Here is a 21746-nt window from a genome sequence, read left to right as displayed (position 1 = left end):
CATGGCAAAGAACGAATGGGGCGACGAACTGGTATCGACTGGTGGCGGCTCCGACTGGGGCGATGAGCCCGTCAGTGATGCCGCATCCCCCGCCGATTCTGGCGGGGGATTTTCGCTTTCTGACTCTGCGCGCCAGGACTTACCAGCTGGCGTCACGCCATCGACGGCTGGCGCTGGCCGCGGCAACGCAGGATTGGCCGACTACCGCGCGAAGGCGGAGGCGGAAACGAGCCGTCAGGCCGCTCCAGTTGCGCCGCCGCAGGATGACATCGACCTGACCGGTGACGCGCAGGGCTTCGGCTCTTCGGCGATGGCCGGGCAGATGACCAAGCGTGAAGCCGCGCCGCGCGCGAGCGTTCTGGAAGGCGTTCAACTGCAGCCCGAGAAGCCATGGAGCTTCCGAGAAGCCAGCGAGGCACGCCGCGCCATTGACGACATGCCCGTTCGCCGCGGTGAATCCATCGCGACACCGGTACCGACTGCCGCCGGAATCGGCATGGACATCCGGGATTCGATCAAGAACCCGGCCGCGCGTGGTGTGGTGGCCGGATTCACTGGGCTGGGCCAGGTGCTGCCGGGCGCCGTCGAGGCCGCTGCCGATTTCGTAGGTGCAGATGGCGTGGCTGATGTGGCCGCTCGCACGGCGCGCACCGGGCGTCAGATCGCCGCACCGCTGCAGCCCAAGGCCGGCAACGACAAGTTGGTGTTCGACATCACAAACAGCATCGTGCAGACCGCTCCGACGCTGATCATGGGGCTGGGTGGCGGGCCGGCGATGACGGCGCTGTTCGGGCAGTCGGCTGCGCAGGAGTACAGCCAGGGCCGCGCCGCAGGCCTTGACGGTGGCACCGCTGCCGCCCGGGCTGGCGTCATGGCTGGCGCCGAGGTGCTGGGTGAGCGATTCGGGTTTGGTGAACAGATCAAGATCCTGAAAGGCCTGACCGCGCGCATCCCAGCCGAAGAGCTGGCACCGATCTTCGCGCGCCAGATCATGAAGGAAATCCCGGGCGAGCAACTGACCACGCTGGTGCAATTCCTAGGAGACAAGTACGGACCAGGCGCACAGAACCCCGAGGCCGCGCTGTCCGACTACCTGCAGCAGGCCGGCGACACGTTGAAAGTCACCATCGGACAGACGGCCGTCATGGGTGGTGGACCGGTGGCGATCAGTGAAGCGCGCAAGCAGTTCGCCCGCCCGGTGGACCGCACGCCTCAGATCGAAGCCCTGCGCAAGACCGGTGACGAAACCTCCGCCGCGCTGCTGGAGCGCCGTCAGCAGAAGGAACAGGCTGCGTTCACCACCGAGCGCGAGACTGAGGCCCTGGCCAACTTCGGGCCGGACTTGCAGCAGCGCTACCGCGACACGCGACTGGCCGGCGCAAAGACCGGTGACGCAGTGGTGCAGACCGCAGCGCGCTGGAACTTCGAGCAGGCTGCGCAACTGGCCGGCCTGTCTCCAAAGGCGCAGGAAGCCATCAGCAACAAGCTGGCCGAGGTTCCGGCAGAGAAGGCCGCAGGGTTTGTGCAGAAGGCCATCACCGGGCTGGTGAACGCCGGCCAGGCCCAGCCGTTCGACGGCCTTGATACCCTGGCGCAGACCATCGAAACGCAGCGTGACGCCATGCTTGACTCTGTTTTGTCGACCATGGCCGACATTGAACAACTGGAGCAACAGGATGCACCCCAAGAAGCTGCCACCTCCGCCGTTGAAACCGCAGCAGCAGAAGCGCCAGGACTTGGCGGCGCTGGTGTGGATGGAGTCGATCAACCGGGCGCCGTACCGGCACTGAGCGACATCAACGATGTGATGGTGACGCCTGAACTGGACGCAGTGCACGCCGCCGCGACCAGCCCACTGAACGATCTTCCAGAGCCGACCGACGCACAGAAGAAGGCCGGTAACTACAAGGTGGGCAAGATCCGCATGTCCGGCCTGGACATCAGCATCGAGAACCCACAAGGCAGCGAGCGCCGCGGGGTTGATCCTGACGGCAATGAGTGGACGACGCCGATGCGCGACCACTACGGCTACTTCAAGGGGACAACCGCAGCCGATGGCGACAAGCTGGACGTGTTCATCAAGCCCGGAACGCCGCAGGACTACGCCGGCCCGGTGTTCGTGGTGGATCAGGTCGATCCGAAGACCGGCAAGTTCGATGAACACAAGGTCGTGTTCGGCGCCGCCGACCAGGCAGAGGCCGAGGCGATCTACCGTCGCAACTACAGCGCCGACTGGAATGGCCTGGCCAACATCACCGCATTGCCGATGCCGGCATTCAAGGCATGGGCCAGCAGCAAGGAAACCCGCAAGCCGCTGGGCAATATCACTGAGCAAGCCAATGTCCAAAACGCAGCGCCAGGAACCGAAGCCCAAGCAGCCGCCGCGCCAGTTGAAGCGCCAGCGCCAGCGGGTGGCAATGCAGCCGCAGCAGGACTACCCACAGCGACTGGAGCCGGTGACGTTCAAGCCGATGGGGTGACGCTCAAGGACGGCGGGCGGATCACAATTTCTCAACAGCCAGCGCCGAAGGCATTCGGATCGCTGGTGCGAGGCGAGTACGGTGAGCCCAAGACGCTGATCGCTACCAACGATGCCGGCGAGGAAGTCGGTCGCCTGACGTTCATGCCGAACGGAGGTCCAATCGATTCGTTCGTTCGCGAGCAGGACCGTCGTCGCGGTGTTGGCTCGGCGTTGTATGACGCGCTTGAGGCGCGCGGCGGAAAGCTTCCGCCTGTGAGTTCTGGGATGACGATCTCTGACGATGCGCGCGCTTTGCGCACGGCGCGAGAAGGCACCAGCGAAAGCCTGACCGACCGCCCGGACGGAACCCTCTCCGTCAAGGGCGACACCAAGGCGCTGCGCGAACGCCTGACCGCTGCCGGCATCCCGGCGAAGTCCATTCTCTCGAGCGCTACCGGTGTGGTGGTGGGAAGGACTCAGGCGGTAAAGGCCCGCGAGGTTCTGACGCAGACACTCACCGCCCCCACGAAATCCGACATCGAATCCCAGCAGGAACGTGTAAGCCGCGCTGATGAGTTGGATGCACGCGCCCAGGTCAAGCGCGAGAGCGAAGCCGGATCCGACAGCTTCACGCTGACGGTCGAGGATGGTCGCCAGGACACGACTCAGCCGATGTTCTCGCGCAGCGCCGACCCGCTGGCCATCCTCGCCGAAACCGATGACCTGTACTCGATGCCGAAGTCCGATAAGGAAACCATCGAAGGAATCACGGCCGATCACGACCCGGAAATTAAAGTCCGCAAGGCCAACCTTCCGGGCAACGAGACGATGTACACGCTGACCATGCCTGACGGCAAGCTGGCCAGGATCACGGTTCGAAAGTCTGGCCCCAACAGCGTGTACGCCGGTGAAGTCGATTCCGACAACAACACGACATGGGAGATGGGCAGGCCCGGAGAGAACCCAGAGGATGTACCTGACAGCGCCGAAGACGTGTGGATTGATGTGTCGAGCCTGAAGCCCGGCCAGAACGGTGCGCGGGTCTACAACATCGCAGCGACCTACGCGCACAACACGGGGCGCATCTTCATTGGCGACCCATCTGGCCTATCTGACGAAGCCATGCGCCGACGCACCGAGCACATGATTTCCAGCGCTCTGAAGTTTGGCACGACCGCCCACCTGGCGCCGCACCCAAGGCAGACCGAAGGTTCGCCAAAGATCGGCGTACCAGCGCTGAAATGGGTCTATGGCGATCACGTTGGCAACATCGAGCGCATGATTGACGTGTCTGTCAGGGCGATGGACAATGCCTATCCCGACTCTGATCAGATCACCTATGACCTCGCAACCGGACAATTCTTGGGACGTACTGGGCGACCTATTCCTAGAGGGATGCTCGCAGCAAGAAGTAGCGAGTCACGACAAAAACTTCCGGGAAGTGACCTTGCCAAGGCTCAATCAGGGTGGCGCACGGTTGCGCGAGGCGCTGTGTTCCGTTCCCTTCTACGCGGACGGGGAACGGGTGGCGATGGAGCAGGGCGGACCGGTGCGGGTGAAAGCCTACTGGACAAACTTGTTCGCCAACGAGCGCAACTTGCATCGGCCTCAAAAGACGAACGGATCTTCTACAGCCGCCCCCTGACGGCTGATCTTTTCCGCCAGATGACCACGCCGATGCAGCGTGGCATGAAAACCGCCGATCTGCAGAAGGCCATCGCCCCGGTGCTCAAGCGCTGGCAGAACGGTCCGAACGTCACGGTGGTGGCAACGACCAAAGACCTTCCCATGCCTGCCCCGGGCGACGTGCACGGCGTGTACTTCGGCGGCAAGGTCTACCTCGTGGCGCAGAACATCCGCGACAAGGCCAAGGCCATGGAGGTGCTGACCCATGAGGCCATTGCTCACCACGGCCTGCGCGAGATGCTGGGGAAGGACGATTGGAAGAAGTTCATGGGGAACATCCAGCTTGCGCTTAAGACCGGCAACAAGCCGCTGGCCGCGATCCGCAATGACGTTCGCGCGGCCTACGTGGACGACGCCGGAAAGTTCAACCTGTCCGAGATGCAGGAAGCCGACGAGATTGCCGCGAAGGTGGTCGAGCAGGCTGTTGACGCAGACGGCAATTTCCGCCCAGGCTTCGGGTTCGTGAAGTCGGTCTATGCGAAGGTGGTCGAGTTCCTGCGCTCTATCGGTATCGACGTGAAGATGACCATGGCCGAACTGCAGGGCGCGCTGGTGAATGCGCAGCGGTTCCTTGAGGCTGGCAAGCGGACGGACAGCGCCAAGAAGTCAGCAAAGCCGGTGTTCGCTCGCGCATACCACGGCACGCCGCACCGGTTCGAGCGCTTCACCACGGACGCCATCGGCACAGGTGAAGGTGCACAGGCCTACGGGTGGGGTCTGTACTTCGCCAGCAAGAAGGAAATCGCCGAGCACTACCGCAAAGGCCTGAGCTACAAGCAGATCGTCAAAGAGTTCCGCGACGAGATGCCAGATGACGCAGATTTTGACGAAGCACTCGACGCCGCCGACACGATGAGTCCGCAACGCGCCCGCGTGATCCGTGCGCTGGCTGCTGACGACTGGCTCGGATTCGACTACCCGGCCCAGGCCATCACGGCGGCATTCAAGGAGCTTGACGCCTACGATGCATCGCAGGAGCTGCAAGACGCCGTGAAAGGTGCACAAGGCCAGCTCTACGAGGCCGAAATCCCAGAAGACACCGAGATGCTTCTGTGGGACAAGCCGTTGAGCGAGCAGCCGAAGAAGGTTCTGGAGGCGCTAAAACAGCTTGCAGTTGATGGCGCTGATTACTACCAGACACTGGCAGAGATGATGCAGCCGATGGAGGCTGGTAACACCACCGGCCAAGCTGTGTACATGGCAATGCAGCGCGAGTCTGGGAGCGACAAAAATGCGTCCCGTGAGCTTCGCTCTGCCGGCATCCGTGGCATAAAGTACCTCGATGGTGTCAGCCGTGACAAGGGCGACGGCTCGTTCAACTACGTGGTGTTCTCCGGTGATGACGTGAGCATCATTGAGGCTGCGTACAGCCGCACCGCCAAGGCCCCGGCATCCATCGAAGCAGAGAAGGCCGCAGGCGCTGCGAAGCCGGGTCAGGCCGAGATGTTCCAGCCCGGGTTCTGGGATGCCCCGCAGGAAACGCGACTGGACCGCGTGATCTATGAGCTGGCCGATGGTCGCATCGACCTCAAGCGCGTGCAGGAGGCCATCTCCAAGGCCAACACCATCCCCGAGAAGTTCGACGCCCGTCTGCAGGAGACGCTGTACCCGGGCCGTGTGGCGACCCGAGCCAAGCAGTTCCTTGACGACGAGGCCAAGCCGCTGCTGGATGCCATGGCGCGCAACAACGTGACCATGGACGAACTGGCCGACTACCTGCACGCACGCCATGCCGAGGAACGGAACAAGCAGATCGCCAAGGTGAACCCGGACTTGCCAGACGGTGGCGCCGGCAAGAACAGCAAGGGCGTGCTGATGACCACTGAGGCAGCAAAGGCGCACATCGCCGGCCTGTCCGAAGGCAAGCGCATGGTTCTGACCGCCATGGCCAAGCGGGTGGACGCGATCACCCAGGGCACAACGAAGCTGCTGGTTGACGAGGGTCTGGAGAAGCAGGAAACGATCGATGCATGGGCCGGCGCCTACAAGAGCTATGTCCCGCTGTTCCGCGACGAGGCCGAGAACGGCAACCCGCACCCGACCGGATCCGGGATGAGCGTGCGCGGTGGCAGCAGCAAGCGCGCCGTGGGCTCAACCAAGCAGGCGACGAACATCCTGGCGCACGTCCTGATGCAACGGGAAGCCGCGATCACCAGGGCGGAAAAGAACCGCGTGGCGGTGGCGCTGTACGGCCTGGCCCTGACGAATCCGAACCCGGACTTCTGGACCACGATCAAGCCCGGCATGAGTCCGGAGGCCATCGGCAGGGAACTGCAGCGCATGGGCGTTGACCCGACCGTGGCCGAAGCCGGGATGATGGGCGTTCCGACAATCAAGACCGTGGACCCGACGCTGGGCCGCGTGGTCAGCCGGCCGAACCCGATGTACAAGAGCCTGCCCGGCGCCATCGTGCTCAAGGTGAACGGCGAAGACCGGGTGCTGATGGTCAACGTCAACGACCCGCGCGGGCTGCGCATGGCCGAGAACCTGAAGAACATGGACGGCCTGACGAAGTTCGACATCGCCGGGAGCATCGTCGGCAAGACGACGCGATGGCTGGCCAGCGTGAACACGCAGTTCAACCCGGCATTCGGTCTGGTGAACCTGACGCGCGACACGCTGGGCGGGGCCATCAACCTGAGTTCGACCAAGCTGCGCGGAAAGACCTTGAAGGTCCTGGCCATGACACCAGGGGCACTCAAGGGCATCGGTCTGGAGTTGTCCGGCAAGAAGTCCGGCGAATGGGGTCGGCTGTTCCGTCAGTTCCAACAGGACGGCGGGCAGACTGGCTACCGCGAGATGTTCAAGGACGCCAACGACCGCGCCAAGGCACTGGAAGCCGAACTCAAGGCGATGGAGAAGGCCGGCAAGCTGACCACGGACAAGGTGGCCGGCAAGGTGCTGGGTGCGTTGGACATCTTCAACACGACCTTGGAAAACGCTGTGCGCCTGGCCGCGTACCGCGAGGCCCTGCAGGAAGGCATGAGCCGGCCGGAAGCCGCGCGCCTTGGCCGCGAACTGACGGTCGATTTCAACAGAAAAGGTCGCATGGGCCGGGAGCTGGGGCCGCTGTACGCATTCTTCAACGCATCGGTTCAGGGTTCCGCGCGCACGCTGCAGACCCTGGCCGGGCCGGACGGCGCCAAGATCATCGCAGGCGGTGTGACGCTGGGCGTGCTGCAGGCGGTGATGCTGCTGGCCGCTGGCTACGATGACGACGAAATCCCGGAGTTCGTGAAGTCGCGCGCGCTCATCATCCCGCTTGGCACCGACGACGAAGGCAAGAAGCGGTACTTCACGATCCCGCTGCCGCTGGGCCTGCATGTCCTGCCGAACACTGGGCGGGTGCTGGCCGAACTCACGATGGACGGCGGCAAGGATGCGCTATCCAAGGGATTCGCAGCCGTTGGAGAGATTGCCGGTGCGTTCAACCCGCTGGGTGGTGGCAACATCTTCACCGCCGATGGCGCGTTGCGCACCGTGGCGCCGACCGTGATCGACCCGGTGATCGAGGTTCTGTCGAACAAGAACTTTGCCGGCGCCGCCATTGAGCGCGAGGGCTACGGCAACGATCCGCGACCAGGCTTCGAGCGCGCCCGGGAAGGAACGCTGCGCGCGCCCACCGGTCAGGCCTACCTCGAAATCAGCCGCATCCTGAACAAGGTCAGCGACGGCGACGAGTACGAGGCCGGCCGGGTCAGCCCGACGCCTGAGATGGTGCGCTACCTGGCCCAGGTGGTCGGCGGTGGACTGCTGCGCGAAATCGAGAAGACCGTGAACACCAGCATCGCCATGTCCAAAGGCGAAGACACCAAGCCGACCGGGCTCCCGGTGTTCGGCCGCTTCTATGGCGAGGTGGATGACGCATCGGTGCAGCGCAGCCGGTACTACGACAACCTGACCGCCATCGAGAAGGCGGAAAAGCTGATCCGCGCTGCCGAGAAGAAGGGTGATCTGGACGCGGCCGACCGCATCGAAGCCGACAAGCCCGAGGCGATGCTGAAGAAGGAGAAGAACCGGGCCGTCAAGGATCTGCGCGAACTCAACAAGGAGGCGATGGAAACCGTGGGAGACAGCGAAGCCATCAAGGCCCTGGACGAAGAGCGCACCGCGGTCATGCGAGAGCTGAACGAGGCAGCGGCAGAGATTGACGCGCCGCGGCGGGACGCTACGCTGGGTGCGAGGCTGAGGAAGTCGCTGGCTGCTGCGCCCTGACCGTTCGAGTCCCAAGAAATCGCCCGCTGGTCTTCGGACTGGCGGGCTTTTCGTTTTGTGGGCACGGGTGTAGGCATCCTGAATTGTTTCCCGCGAAACACCGTTGATTTACAAGCGAAAATGGCTGTAGTTCGTTTCTCTCTCGCTCCGCCAATCAGAGAAACCCGTTTCAGCGCAAGCTGGAACGGGTTTTTTCTTGGGACTGCCCGCACAAGGACCTTTTGCGCATGTCTTCGACTTCAAGCCCGGCGCTGTCGCGCGCCGCCTTTGCCACGCTGCTGCTGATCGCCTTCATGATGGGGGCCAACCACGTGGCGGCACGCATGGCTTTCGACAACGGTGTCGATGTCGCGACCGCGGTGGTCTTCCGCAGCGGGGTCACGGCGCTGGTGGTGGCATTTCTGTTGCGCTGGTTCCGCGTGCCGGTGCGGCTCGGGCCCCGGCACCGCAAGGCGCTGCCCGTGATCGGCCTGCTGGTCGGTGTCCAGAGCCTGTGCCTGTATTCGTCGGTGGCCCGCCTGCCGGTGGCGCTGGCGCTGCTGGCGTTCAACACCTACCCGCTTTGGACCGCGCTGTGGGCGCGTGTGGTCTACGGCCACCGGCCCGAAGCGCGCATGGTGCGCGCCATGCCGGTGATGCTGCTGGGCCTGGCGCTGGCGCTCGATGTGTCCGGCGCCGCTTCGGGCCTGGGTGCCTCGGGTCACTGGGCGCAGATTGGCGTGGGCGTGGCCTTCGCGCTCACGGCGGCGGCCACATTCGGACTCGCGCTGGTGCTGACCCAGCACGAGACGGCCGACCTGGATGGCCGCCTGCGCACCGCGAGCACCATGGGCATCGTGGCGGTGCTGGCCCTGGCCGGGGTGGCGACACAGGGCGGGTTCCATTTTCCCGTGGCAGTGGCCGGCTGGTGGGGCCTGCTCGGGCTCACGGTCCTGTATGGCACGGCCTTCACCATCATGTTCACCGTGTTGCCGCGCCTGGGCGTGGTGGGCAACTCGGCCATCATGAACATCGAACCCATCTTTGCGCTGATGCTGGCCTGGGCGATTCTGGGACAGAGCATCGCGCCGGTGCAGGTGGCGGGTGGCCTGCTGGTGGTGGCCACGGTGGTGTGGCTGGGCACTCGAAAAAACTGACCGACCGCTCGACGATCAGTCGTCGTCCAGCGAAGCGCTCCAGCGTTCATTCCAGCCCGGGGCCTTGCCCTCGTCGCGCAGGCCTTCGATGTGGCGCCGGTCGCGTTTGGTCGGGCGACCCTGGGTGAGGCTGTGGGCCGGCTCGGGGGCCAGCCGGCGTTGTTCGGCGGCGGCCAGGCGCAGGGCCACCGACTCGGTGGTTTCTTCGTAGAGCAGGGCGGCCACAGGGGCCGGACCGCGCGCGCCGCTGAGCGCACGCACGAGCACGGTGCGGACGATGGGGCCCGACCGGATCTCCAGCGTGTCGCCCGGCTTCACGTCGTGCGAGGGCTTGACCGGCTGGCCATTGAGCCGCACGCGGCCCTTGTCGATTTCTTCGCAGCTCAGGCTGCGGGTCTTGTAGAAGCGCGCGGCCCAGAGCCATTTGTCGAGCCGGATCTTGCCGCTGCCTGCGCTGGTGGACGGGACGTTCTTCATCGAAAGGTCTGTTAGGTTCAGGTGGAGGCCAGCGGCAGGCGGACGGTCGCGTCAAGCCCCAAGACCTGACCATGGGTTTCGCGGTTGATCAGGTCGATGCTGCCACCGAGCGACAGGGTGACGCCGTGGCAGATCGCCAGGCCCAGACCCGAGCCGCTGCCCGGTGCACCGGCGCGCTGCGGGTCGGTGGCGAAAGGCTGGAACAGGCGCTCGCGCAGCGCTGCCGAGATGCCGGGGCCGCTGTCGCTGATGGTGAGCGCCGCGGCGTGGGCATCGCGCACCAGCATCACCGCGAGGCGCGAGCCTTCGGGCGTGTTCTTGATGGCGTTGTGCAGCAGGTTGCGGCTGAGTTCCCGCAGCGCCCACTCGTGTGCACGCACCCGCGCGCTGACGACGTCAAGCGAAAAATCGAGCGCGTGCTCGGCGATCAGGGGCGCGAGATCGAGTCCCACGGCGCGCACCACGTCGGCCCAGTCCACCACCGGCGCGTCGGTCTCCTGGCGCAGTTGCTCGACCTTGGCCAGCGCCAGCATCTGGTTGGCCAGTTCGGTGGCGCGTTCGACCGTGTGGCCGATTTCTTCCAGCGCCAGCTGTGGCTCCACATCGCCCCGGCGCGCCGACTGCACCTGGGTCTTGAGCACGGCCAGCGGCGTGCGCAGCTGGTGCGAGGTGTCGCGCACAAAGCGCTTCTGGTGTTCCAGCAACTGCGACAGGCGCTGCATGTGCTGGTTGGTGGCTTCCACCAGGGGCAGCAGCTCGCGTGGGGCGCTGTTGGTGGGCAGGGGCGACAGGTCGTTTTCGCTGCGCGCCGAGAGCGCGTGGCTGAGCGCGCGCACCGGACGCGTGGCGCGCTGTACCACGAACACCACCACGCCCGCGATCACGATCACCAGCGCCGCCTGGCGCCACAGCGTGTCGATGAGGATCTGGCGCGCCAGCGTCTGGCGCAGCTCCAGCGTTTCGGCCACCTGGATGGTGGTCATGCCCTGTCCGGCCACCCCGGCCACCGGCTGCAGCAGCACCGCCATGCGCACCGGCACGCCGCGGTACTGGTCGTCGTAGAAGTGCACCAGGGCGGCGTAGATCTTCTGGTCGGGCAGGCGCTGGCGGGCTGGCGGCAGGTCTTCAAAGCCGGAGACCATCTCGCCGGCAAACCCGCTGACCCGGTAGAAGATGCGACTGCGGTTGTCGGCTTCGAAAGCCTCCAGCGCGGAGTAGGCCAGCGATGACGTCACCCGCGCACCCGCGCCACCGCTCACCACCTCCAGCTGTTCACCCAGCGATTTGGCGGTGGCCAGCAGGGTGCGGTCGTAGGCCGTGTCGGCGGCGGCGAGCGCCTGGCGGTAGAGCACCACGGTGTTGATCAGCACGAAGCCGAACACCGGCAACAGGATGCCGAGCAGCAGGGTGCGCCGCAGCGAGAGCGAGCGGGACTTCACGTCGTGGCTTTCAACAGGTAACCCAGGCCGCGCAGCGTGACCAGCTGCGCACCGGTGTGGGCGATCTTCTTGCGCAGGCGGTAGGCCACGACCTCGATCGCCTCCGGCTGCACCTGGCTTTCCCCCGGGAACACCAGCTCGGTGAGCCGCTCCTTGGCGATGGCGTGGCCCGGCTTCTGCAGCACGGCGCGCAGCAGGGCCAGTTCGCGCGGCGCAAGTTCGAGTGGCTGGCCCTCGAAGTAGACCGCGCCGTTGTCCTTGTCGAGCTGCATGCCGCACCAGACGGCGGTGCGTCCGGTCGGGCCGTTGCCGGCTTCGCTGGCGCTGGCGGAGCGGCGGACCAGGGCGCGCAGGCGGGCTTCAAGTTCGTCCAGGTCAAAGGGCTTGGGCAGGTAGTCGTCGGCGCCGGTGTTCAGGCCGATGATGCGGTCGCCCACGGTGCCGCGTGCGGTGAGAATGATGACCGGCGTGGTCAGGCCGGCGGCGCGTGCGTCGCCCAGCACCTGCAGGCCGTCGCGCCCGGGCAGGCTCAGGTCGAGCAGCACGGCGTCGGGCAGGCTGGCCTGCCAGAGCGCCAGCGCACGCGCACCGTCGCCACAGGTGAGCACCTGCATGCCACGCCGCTCGAACGTGCGCTGCAGCGTGGTCTGCATGGTGGGGTTGTCTTCGATCAGCAGCAGTTTCATTCGGCTTCGATTATCGGCAGCACCGGGCGGAGCGCTGGGGTGATCCAGATCACTAGGGTTTCTCCTTAGATGTTGGACAGCCGATTGACAGCGTGCGACAGGAACATAGGCTCCGTCGATCAACACCCAATGGAGACTTCACATGCGTCGCGACACCTTCCTCAAATCCCTGGCCGCCATGGCCGCTGCCGGCGCCTTGCCGAACCTGGCCTGGGCTGCTGCCAACGTCAAGATGATGATCCCCGCCAACCCGGGCGGTGGCTGGGACGGCACGGGCCGCGCCCTGGGCGAAGCCCTGCGCGATGCCAAGGTGGCCGACTCGGTGACTTTTGAAAACAAGGGCGGTGCGGCGGGCGCAATCGGCCTGGCCCAGTTCTACAACAGCTCCAAGGGCGATCCGAACGCCATGATGGTCATGGGCGCCGTCATGCTGGGCGGCATCATCACCGGCAAGCCGCCGGTGTCGGTCACCCAGCTCACGCCGATTGCCCGCCTCACGACCGAATACAACGTGTTCGTGCTGCCGGCCAATTCGCCCTTCAAGACCATGAAGGATGTGGTCGAACAGCTCAAGAAAGACCCGGGCAGCGTCAAGTGGGGCGGCGGTTCGCGCGGCGCCACCGAGCACATCGCGGCGGCACAGATCGCGCAGTCGGTGGGTGTGCCCGCGGCCAAGATCAACTACGTGCCTTTCCGTGGCGGTGGCGAAGCCGTGGCGGCCATCCTGGGCGGCAACGTCACCATCGGCGGCAGTGGCTACAGCGAGTTCCAGCAGTACATCGACAGCGGCAAGATGCGCGCCATCGGTATCACCTCCGGCGAGCGTGTGAAAGGCATCGACGTGCCCACGCTCAAGGAGCAGGGCATCAACGTGGAGATCGGCAACTGGCGCGGCGTGTACGGCGCGGCTGGCATCACCCCGGCGCAGCGCGACGCGCTCACCGACATGATCGTCAAGGCCACCAAGAGCAAGGCCTGGCAGGAGGCGCTGGTCAAGAACAACTGGACACCCGCGCTGCTGACTGGCAAGGCCTTCGACGAATTCGTGGACCGCGATTTCTCCAGCCTGCGTGCCACCATGGTGCGCGCCGGCATGGCCTGACGCGGCAGCGCCGCGCACGGCGCGCTGCCCACCGGCCGCGGCACATTTTGTCGCGGTTTTTTTTTGGAGGCCCACATGAACACCACCGATTCCCGAGATCCACCCGCGCGCGCGGACCACAGGCCCGGCCAGCTGGCCCTGGGCATTGCCGCCGTGCTGCTGGCCGCCGGGCTGGCCTACGGCGCGGCCAACATCCCGTCGGACGCGGGCTACGCGGGCGTCGGCCCGGACTTCCTGCCCTGGGTGGTGTCGGCCGCCATGGGCTTGTGCGGTGTGCTGCTGATCTGGGAAGTGCGCACCGGCGGTTTCCGCAACATGCCCGAGCCCTCGGGCGCGGCCCGCGGCGACTGGCACGCCATGGTCTGGGTGTCGGCCGGCATCCTGGGCAACGCGGCGCTCATCACCACCATCGGTTTCATCCTGAGTTGTGCGATGTGCTTCACGCTGGCGGTGCGCGGCTTGCGCATCAGCGAAGGCAAGCCCGCGGGCAACGCCATGCAGACGGTGAAAGACGCGGTGATCGGCATGCTGATCTCGGCGCCCACCTTCTGGCTGTTCACCAAATTCCTCGCCGTCAACCTGCCGGGCCTCACGGGCACCGGCTGGCTGTGAGCCCTGTGACGGACCAGAAAGGAATTCACCATGCTTGAAACCTGGAACAACCTGCTCGGCGGCTTTGTGACCGCCGGCACCCCCATCAACCTGCTGTGGGCTCTGGCCGGCTGCGCGCTGGGCACCGCCATCGGCGTGCTGCCTGGCCTGGGCCCGGCGGTCACGGTGGCCATGCTGCTGCCGATCACCGGTCAGGTGGAGGCCACCGCGTCGATGATCTTCTTCGCCGGCATCTACTACGGCGCCATGTACGGCGGATCGACCACCTCCATCCTGCTCAACACGCCCGGAGAGACCGGCACCATGGTGACCGCGCTCGAAGGCTTCAAGATGGCCAAGAGCGGACGCGCCGGCGCCGCGCTCGCCACGTCGGCCATCGGCTCGTTCGTGGCCGGCAGCATCGCGACGGTGCTGGTGACGCTGTTCGCGCCCATCCTGGCCGAGTTCGCCGTGAAGCTCGGCCCGCCCGAGTATTTCTGCCTGATGCTGCTGGCCTTCACCACCGTGAGCGCGGTGCTGGGGCAGAGCACGTTGCGCGGCATCACGGCGCTGTTCTTCGGCCTGGCGCTGGGCCTGGTGGGCATGGACCAGATCACCGGCCAGGTGCGCTACACCGGCGGCGTCATCGAGTTCATGGACGGCGTCGAGGTGGTGCTGGTGGCGGTGGGCCTGTTTGCCGTCACCGAGGCGCTCTACAACGCCTTGTACGAAGGCAGGAGCGAAGCCAACCTGAACAAGATGAACAAGGCGCACATGACGCGCACCGAGTGGAAGCGGTCCTGGCCCGCCTGGCTGCGCGGCACCTTCATCGGCTTCCCCTTCGGCACCATCCCCGCGGGCGGCTCCGAGATCCCGACTTTCCTGAGCTACGCGACGGAGCGCAAGCTGGCCGACCCCGAGTTCAAGAAGGAGTTCGGCACCACCGGCGCCATCGAAGGGGTGGCCGGCCCCGAAGCCGCCAACAACGCGGCCGTGACGGCCACGCTGGTGCCGCTGCTCACGCTGGGCATCCCCACCTCGGTGACGGCGGCCATCCTGCTGAGCGCGCTGCAGAACTACGGCATCAACGCCGGGCCACAGCTGTTCGAGACGTCCTCTGCCCTGGTGTGGGCGCTGATCGCCTCGCTCTACATCGGCAACGTGATGCTGCTGGTGCTCAACCTGCCGATGGTGGGGTTGTGGGTCAAGCTGCTGAAGATCCCCAAGGCACCGCTCTACGCCGGTATCCTGATCTTTGCTACGGTGGGTGTGTATGGCATGCGCCAGAGCTCGTTCGACCTGTTCATCATGTTCGGTCTGGCGCTGGTGGGCGTGGTGCTTCGCCGGTTCGACTTTCCGACCGCCCCGGTGATCGTGGGCCTGATTCTGGGGCCGCTGGCAGAGGCGCAGTTCCGCAACGCCATGTCGATTGGCGAAGGCAGTCTGGCGGTGTTCTTTGAACGCCCCATGTCGGCCACGCTGCTGGCCATCGTGGTGCTGGTGCTGGTCACGCCGCGCCTGCTGGCCTGGCACCGGCGGTCCTGAAGAAATGGCCCCCACGCTCCGCCGCTGCGCGGGTCGCTGCCCCCCGAGGGGGCTGATCCGGCTTGGGGCGGCCCGGCGCCGGATCGTTGGCCCCCTCCGCTGAGGGGCAGGGCGCGACAATGGCGGCATGAGCCCACAGAAGACGGTCATTTTTGATCTGGGCGGCGTGCTGCTGCACTGGCAGCCGCTGACCCTGCTGCAGCACCTGCTGCCGCAACACGCCCCCCACCACGCTGGCGCGCAGGCGCTGGCGCAGCAGCTGTTTCAAGGCTTCGATCCCGGTGGCGACTGGGCACTGTTCGACCTGGGTCAGATCGAGCCCGATGCACTGGCGCAACGCATTGCCGCGCGCACCGGTCTGCAGGTGCAGGATGTGCAGGCGGTGATCGAGGCGATCCCGCCGCACCTGGCCACACTGGAAGGCACCGAGGCCCTGCTGCACGAGCTGCGCGCGCAGGACCATCGGCTGTGCTTCCTCTCCAACATGCCGGCGCCGTATGCCGAGCGACTGCTGCGCGACAAGGCGTTTTTCAGCGCTTTCGACGACGGCATCTTCTCGGCCCATGTGCAACAGATCAAGCCCGACCCGGGTATCTACGCGCTGGCCGTCGAGCGCTTCGGCCTGGGTGCCGATGAGGTCTGGTTCATCGACGATGTGCAGCGCAACCTGGACGCGGCCCATGCTCACGGCTGGCGTGGTGTTCGCTTCGAATCGGCGTTGCAGGTGAGGGCACAACTGGTGGAAGCGGGGCTGTTGCCGATCTGACCGATCGGACAGCAGCTGCCCCGGAGCGAAATGCCTCAACCCAGGATGCGGCGGAACCGGCTCCGCCGGGCCGCTCGCATCGCCCCTTGAGGGGCGGAGCGCTTACGCGAAGCGAACAAGCGATGGGGGTGGGCTTAATATCCCGTCATGATCCGAGACGACCGACTTCCCCGCGACGCGCAGAGCATTCTGGAGCTCGCCGCGCGTTCCATGTTCGACCTGTTCGCCACCGCCAGCGAAGGCATGATGCTGGTGGACCGCAAGGCGCGCGTGGTCTGGATCAACGACCAGTACCGCCGTTTCCTGCCGGCGCTGGGTTTCGAGCGCGAAGAAGACTTCGTCGGCCACCCGGTCTCCAGTGTGGTGCAGAACACACAGATGCACCAGGTGCTGGCCACCGGCAAGCCGATCCTGATCGACCTGCTCACCAACAAGGCGGGCACCTTCGTGGTCAGCCGCATCCCGCTGCGCGACGACGCGGGCGAGGTGATTGGCGTGCTGGGCATCGTGCTGTTTGACCACCCCGAAACCACGTTGCAGCCGTTGATCGCCAAGTTCGCGCGGCTGGAGCAGGACCTGAGCGACGCGCGGCGCGAGCTGGCCAGCCAGCGCCGCAGCAAATACACCTTCGCGAGTTTCGTGGGCACCAGCCCGGGCGCGCTGGAGGTGAAACGCCAGGCGCGGCGCGCGGCGTCTTCCAGCAGCCCGGTGCTGCTGCTGGGCGAAACCGGCACCGGCAAGGAACTGCTCGCCCACGCCATCCATGCCTCGTCACCGCGCGCAGGGCGGCCGTTCGTGAGCGTGAACATGGCGGCCGTGCCCGATACGCTGCTGGAGGCCGAGTTCTTCGGCGTGGCGCCCGGCGCCTACACCGGCGCCGACAAGAAGGGCCGCGACGGCAAGTTCAAGCTGGCCGACGGCGGCACGCTGTTTCTGGACGAGCTGGGCGACATGCCGATGTCGGTGCAGGTCAAACTGCTGCGCGCCTTGCAGGAAGGCGAGATCGAGCCGCTGGGTTCGAACAAACTGATCCGTTTTGACGTGCGCGTGGTGGCGGCCACCTCGCGCGACCTTCAGCACATGGTGCGCGAGGGCAGCTTCCGCGAAGACCTGTATTACCGGCTCAATGTGCTGCCGATTCGGGTGCCGCCGCTGCGCGAGCGGCGCGACGACGTGCCTTTGCTGATCGAAGCCCTGTGCGAAGACATTGCCGCGCGCGGCGCGGGTGAGCAGATCGACCTGCTGCCCTGCGCCCGTGCCCTGCTCGCGGCCCAGCCCTGGCGCGGCAACATCCGCGAGCTGCGCAACGTGCTGGAGCAGCTGGCCCTGCGCAGCGACTCGCCGCAGATCGCGGCGCCGCAGGTGGAGACGGTGCTGCGCGAATCGGGACTGGACCGCATCGAGCCTGCCGTGGTGCCCGCTCCCGCGCAGGCGCTGGCTGCGGGCGGGGCCGACACCCGACCCCTGCCGGAACAGATCGCCGAACTGGAGCAGCGCGCGATCGCGGCGGCGCTGCAGCGCAGCGGGGGCAACCGGGCTGCGGCAGCACGCCTGCTCGGCATCTCGCGCGCCAGCCTGTACGACAAGCTGGGTGCCCCGGCGGGTTCTGCGGGCTTGTCTGAAATTCAGACAAGTGTCTGAATAATAGTCACGTGTATCCACCCGTGACTGTCTGAAACTCAGACAAGCGCCCAGCCGTCACAGAAAAATCTGTTTGAAATCAAACACTTGTCTCCCTGGCACGGACCCTGCAATGTGAAAGACACGGCGCCACGCGCTGTGACACTTCCAACCAGGAGACAAGACATGCACAACACCACCCGCCGCCTGGCGGTCATCGCGCTCGCCTGCACGGCCACCTTGGGCTTTGCCCAGTCGAACAAGGGCGAGATCCGCATCGCCCACGTCTACGACAAGACCGGCCCGCTCGAAGCCTACGCCAAGCAGACCCACACCGGCCTGATGATGGGCCTGAACTACGCCACCGGCGGCACGATGATGGTGGGCGGCAAGAAGCTGGTGGTGATCGAGAAAGACAGCCAGTTCAAGCCCGACGTGGGCAAGGCCCAGCTGGCGGCCGCCTTCGCCGACGACAAGGCCGACATCGCCGTGGGCCCGACCGGCTCCGGCGTGGCGCTGGCCATGCTGCCGGTGGCCGAGGAATACAAGAAGATCCTGCTGGTGGAGCCCGCCGTGGCCGACTCCATCACCGGTGACAAATGGAACAAGTACATCTTCCGCACCGGCCGCAACAGCAGCCAGGACGCGATCTCCAACGCCGTGGCGCTGGACAAGGCCGGCGTGAACATCGCCACGCTGGCGCAGGACTACGCGTTCGGGCGTGACGGCGTGAAGGCCTTCAAGGACGCGGTCAAGACCGCCAAGATCGTGCACGAGGAATACCTGCCGACCAGCACCACCGACTTCACCGCCGGTGCGCAGCGCCTGATCGACAAGCTCAAGGACCTGCCGGGCCGCAAGGTGATCTTCATCATCTGGGCCGGCGCAGGGAACCCGTTCAAGATCGCCGACCTCGACCTCAAGCGCTACAACATCGAGATCGCCACCGGCGGCAACATCCTGCCGGCGATGGCCAACTACAAGAACTTCCCCGGCATGGAAGGTGCCACGTACTACTACTTCGGCATTCCGAAGAACCCGGTCAACGATGCCATGGTGGCCCAGCACTACAGCCAGTTCAAGAGCCCGCCCGACTTCTTCACCGCCGGTGGCTTCAGTGCTGCGATGGCGGTGGTGACCGCGCTCAAGAAGACCAACGGCGACACCAAGACCGACACGCTGATCAAGACCATGGAAGGCATGAGCTTCGAGACGCCCAAGGGCACGATGACCTTCCGCAAGGAAGACCACCAGGCGATGCAGAGCATGTACCACTTCAAGATCAAGGTGGACCCGGCGTTCCCGTGGGGTGTGCCTGAGCTCGTGCGCGAGATCAAGCCGGCGGACATGAATGTGCCTATTAAAAACAAGCGCTGAGAGCGCTTGACCCCCTGCGATTTATTCGGCGCAACCCCCTGCGCCGCTAACGCGGCTTCCCCCTAAAGGGGGACAACACGAGTGGCCCGGCAAAGCCGGTTCCACCGTGTTCCCGAAGGCCGCGGCACTTGCCGCGCCCAGACTTCCTCTCCCTGTCGGAGACCTCATGCTTGAAACACGCGATCTCACGGTCCGCTTCGGTGGGCACGTGGCGGTGAATGCTGTGTCCTGCGCTTTCGAGCCGGGCACGCTGACCGCCATCGTCGGCCCCAACGGTGCTGGCAAGACGACCTACTTCAACCTCATCTCGGGGCAGATCCGGGCCTCGGCGGGCAGCGTTCGCCTGAACGGGGTGGACGTCTCTTCGCTGGGTGCGCCGGCCCGCGCACAGGCAGGGCTGGGTCGGGCGTTCCAGCTCACCAACCTGTTCCCCAACCTCACGGTGCGCGAGAACGTGCGGCTGGCGGTGCAGGCGAGGGCGGGTGCGGGGCTGAACCTCTGGCGCATCTGGAGCGACCGGCGCGACCTGGTGGTGCGCGCTGACGAGGTGCTGGAGGCCGTGGCGCTGGCCGACAAAGGCGACGCGTTCGCCTCCAGCCTGCCGCACGGCGACCAGCGCAAGCTGGAGGTGGGCATCCTGATGGCACTGGAGCCGCAGGTGTTCATGTTCGACGAACCCACCGCGGGCATGAGCGTGGACGAGGTGCCGGTGATCCTGAACCTGATCCGCCAGCTCAAGGCCGACAAGACCAAGACCATCCTGCTGGTCGAACACAAGATGGACGTGGTGCGCGAACTCTCGGACCGCATCATCGTGCTGCACAACGGCGAGCTGGTGGCCGACGGCGACCCGGCCACCGTGATCGCTTCGCCGGTGGTGCAGCAGGCCTACCTCGGCATCAACCCTGAAGAAGAGGTGTCAGCATGAGCAATCTCCTGACTCTCAAGGGCGTGCACACCCACATCGGCGCGTACCACATCCTGCACGGCGTGGACCTCGACGTGCCCGCCGGGCAGCTGACCATGCTGCTGGGCCGCAACGGCGCGGGCAAGACCACGACGCTGCGCACCATCATGGGCCTGTGGCACGCCAGCCAGGGCACGGTGGTGCTCGACGGCGAGGACATCACGCAGAAACCGACGCCCGACATCGCGCACAGCGGCGTGGCCTACGTGCCCGAAAGCATGGGCATCTTCTCGGACCTCTCGGTACGCGAAAACATGCTGCTGGCCGCGCGCGGTGCGCGCACGCTTGATGACATCGACACCACGCGGCTCGAATGGATCTTCGGCCTGTTCCCGGCCATGAAGAAGTTCTGGACGCACCCGGCGGGCAAGCTGTCCGGCGGGCAGAAACAGATGCTGGCGGTGTCGCGCGCCATCGTCGAACCGCGCAAGCTGCTGCTGATCGACGAGCCCAGCAAGGGCCTGGCGCCCGCGATTATCCAGAACATGATCGAGGCCTTCCGCCAGCTCAAGGCGGCGCAGACCACGATCCTGCTGGTCGAGCAGAACTTCAACTTCGCCAGACAACTCGGCGACACGGTGGCCGTGATGGACGACGGACGCGTGGTGCACAGCGGCTCGATGGCCGAGCTGGCGGCCGATGAATCGATGCAGTCGCGACTGCTGGGCCTTTCGCTGGGAGCACACCAATGAGTTTGTTCAAAGACCTCGACTGGAAACCCATGGCCCTGGTGCCGGTGCTCGCACTGGCCGCCTTGCCCGCCATCGGCAGCCCCTCCACCTGGCTCACGCTCACCGTGGCCGGACTGGCGATGGGCATGATCGTCTTCATCATCGCCTCGGGCCTCACGCTGGTGTTCGGCCTGATGGACGTGCTCAACTTCGGCCACGGCGTGTTCATCGCGCTCGGTGCCTTCGTGGCCACCACGGTGCTCGCGAGCATGGGGAGCTACACCACGGCCGACAGCCTGTGGCTGAACCTGCTGGCGCTGTTCCCGGCGATGCTGGTGGCGATGGCCGTGGCGGGTGCGCTGGGTCTGGTGTTCGAGCGCCTGATCATCCGGCCGGTCTACGGCATGCACCTGAAGCAGATCCTCATCACCATGGGCGGCATGATCATCGGCGAAGAGCTGATCAAGGTGATCTGGGGCCCCGAGCAGATCCCGCTGCCGCTGCCCGAGGCGCTGCGCGGCGCGGTGCTCATGGGCGATGCCGCGGTGGAGAAATACCGGCTGCTGGCCGTGCTGGTGGGTGCTGCCGTGTTCGCTGCCATGGTCTGGACGCTCAACCGCACCAAGGTCGGTCTGCTGATCCGCGCCGGCGTGCAGGACCGCGAGATGGTCGAGTCGCTGGGCTACCGCATCCGTCGCCTGTTCGTCGGCGTGTTCGTGGCCGGCTCGGCGCTGGCCGGCCTGGGCGGCGTGATGTGGGGCCTGTACCAGCAGAGCGTGATCCCGCAGATGGGCGCGCAGGTCAACGTGCTGATCTTCATCGTCATCATCATCGGCGGCCTGGGCTCCACGCTGGGCGCGCTGATCGGCGCGCTGCTGGTCGGCCTGATGGCCAACTACACCGGCTTCCTGGTGCCCAAGGTGGCGCTGTTCTCCAACATTGCCTTGATGGTCGCCATCCTGCTCTGGCGGCCGCAGGGCGTGTACCCGGTGACCAACCGTTGAGGA

At 65.8% G+C, this 21746-nt stretch carries 14 protein-coding genes; 11 read left to right on the top strand and 3 right to left on the bottom strand.

Features of this window, described 5'->3' with window-relative positions:
- The first annotated feature begins 1 nt into the window (after position 1).
- Positions 2-8362, top strand: a complete 8361-nt coding sequence (locus F3K02_RS08925) for an LPD38 domain-containing protein (RefSeq protein WP_177135210.1) — start codon at positions 2-4, stop codon at positions 8360-8362.
- A gap of 227 nt (positions 8363-8589) precedes the next feature.
- Positions 8590-9498, top strand: a complete 909-nt coding sequence (locus F3K02_RS08920; RefSeq protein WP_177135209.1) for a DMT family transporter — start codon at positions 8590-8592, stop codon at positions 9496-9498.
- A gap of 15 nt (positions 9499-9513) precedes the next feature.
- Here F3K02_RS08920 and F3K02_RS08915 read toward each other — a convergent pair whose 3' ends face one another.
- From F3K02_RS08915 to F3K02_RS08905, 3 genes are read right to left on the bottom strand one after another with little or no spacing between them, the layout of a single operon-like run.
- Complete coding sequence (locus F3K02_RS08915; RefSeq protein WP_177135208.1) at positions 9514-9975, bottom strand: RNA-binding S4 domain-containing protein; 462 nt, start codon at positions 9973-9975, stop codon at positions 9514-9516.
- Between the two features lie 17 nt (positions 9976-9992).
- Entirely contained in the window at positions 9993-11414 is a 1422-nt protein-coding gene (locus tag F3K02_RS08910; RefSeq protein WP_177135207.1) for a sensor histidine kinase N-terminal domain-containing protein, read from the bottom strand.
- Positions 11411-12100, bottom strand: coding sequence for a response regulator transcription factor (locus tag F3K02_RS08905; RefSeq protein ID WP_177135206.1), 690 nt, complete (start codon positions 12098-12100; stop codon positions 11411-11413). The genes F3K02_RS08910 and F3K02_RS08905 overlap by 4 nt, the downstream gene beginning before the upstream one ends.
- Before the next feature lie 142 nt (positions 12101-12242).
- Here F3K02_RS08905 and F3K02_RS08900 point away from each other — a divergent pair, with 142 nt between their 5' ends.
- The 9 genes from F3K02_RS08900 (at position 12243) to F3K02_RS08860 (ending at position 21743) form a co-directional block, all read left to right on the top strand.
- The gene (locus F3K02_RS08900; protein WP_177135205.1) at positions 12243-13202 is read left to right on the top strand and encodes a tripartite tricarboxylate transporter substrate binding protein; all 960 of its coding nucleotides are present in this window, start codon (positions 12243-12245) and stop codon (positions 13200-13202) included.
- 75 nt (positions 13203-13277) lie between these two features.
- Complete coding sequence (locus F3K02_RS08895) at positions 13278-13814, top strand: tripartite tricarboxylate transporter TctB family protein (protein WP_177135204.1); 537 nt, start codon at positions 13278-13280, stop codon at positions 13812-13814.
- Positions 13815-13844: 30 nt separating this feature from the next.
- Positions 13845-15338, top strand: a complete 1494-nt coding sequence (locus F3K02_RS08890) for a tripartite tricarboxylate transporter permease (protein WP_177135203.1) — start codon at positions 13845-13847, stop codon at positions 15336-15338.
- 127 nt (positions 15339-15465) lie between these two features.
- Entirely contained in the window at positions 15466-16104 is a 639-nt protein-coding gene (locus tag F3K02_RS08885) for an HAD family hydrolase (protein ID WP_177135202.1), read from the top strand.
- A gap of 147 nt (positions 16105-16251) precedes the next feature.
- Positions 16252-17745: a sigma-54 interaction domain-containing protein gene (locus tag F3K02_RS08880; RefSeq protein ID WP_177135201.1), complete on the top strand. Its 1494-nt coding sequence runs from the start codon at positions 16252-16254 to the stop codon at positions 17743-17745.
- Positions 17746-17910: 165 nt separating this feature from the next.
- Complete coding sequence (locus F3K02_RS08875) at positions 17911-19101, top strand: substrate-binding domain-containing protein (RefSeq protein WP_177135200.1); 1191 nt, start codon at positions 17911-17913, stop codon at positions 19099-19101.
- 166 nt (positions 19102-19267) lie between these two features.
- Positions 19268-20029, top strand: coding sequence for an ABC transporter ATP-binding protein (locus F3K02_RS08870; RefSeq protein WP_177135199.1), 762 nt, complete (start codon positions 19268-19270; stop codon positions 20027-20029).
- Positions 20026-20760, top strand: a complete 735-nt coding sequence (locus tag F3K02_RS08865) for an ABC transporter ATP-binding protein (RefSeq protein WP_177135198.1) — start codon at positions 20026-20028, stop codon at positions 20758-20760. The genes F3K02_RS08870 and F3K02_RS08865 overlap by 4 nt, the downstream gene beginning before the upstream one ends.
- Positions 20757-21743: a branched-chain amino acid ABC transporter permease gene (locus tag F3K02_RS08860; RefSeq protein WP_177135197.1), complete on the top strand. Its 987-nt coding sequence runs from the start codon at positions 20757-20759 to the stop codon at positions 21741-21743. The genes F3K02_RS08865 and F3K02_RS08860 overlap by 4 nt, the downstream gene beginning before the upstream one ends.
- Positions 21744-21746: the final 3 nt, after the last annotated feature.

This window comes from Hydrogenophaga aromaticivorans (assembly GCF_013387465.1).
Taxonomy (GTDB): domain Bacteria; phylum Pseudomonadota; class Gammaproteobacteria; order Burkholderiales; family Burkholderiaceae_C; genus Hydrogenophaga; species Hydrogenophaga aromaticivorans.
Note: the sequence above shows the minus strand (reverse complement) of the source record. Positions and strands in the feature narration are given on the sequence as shown.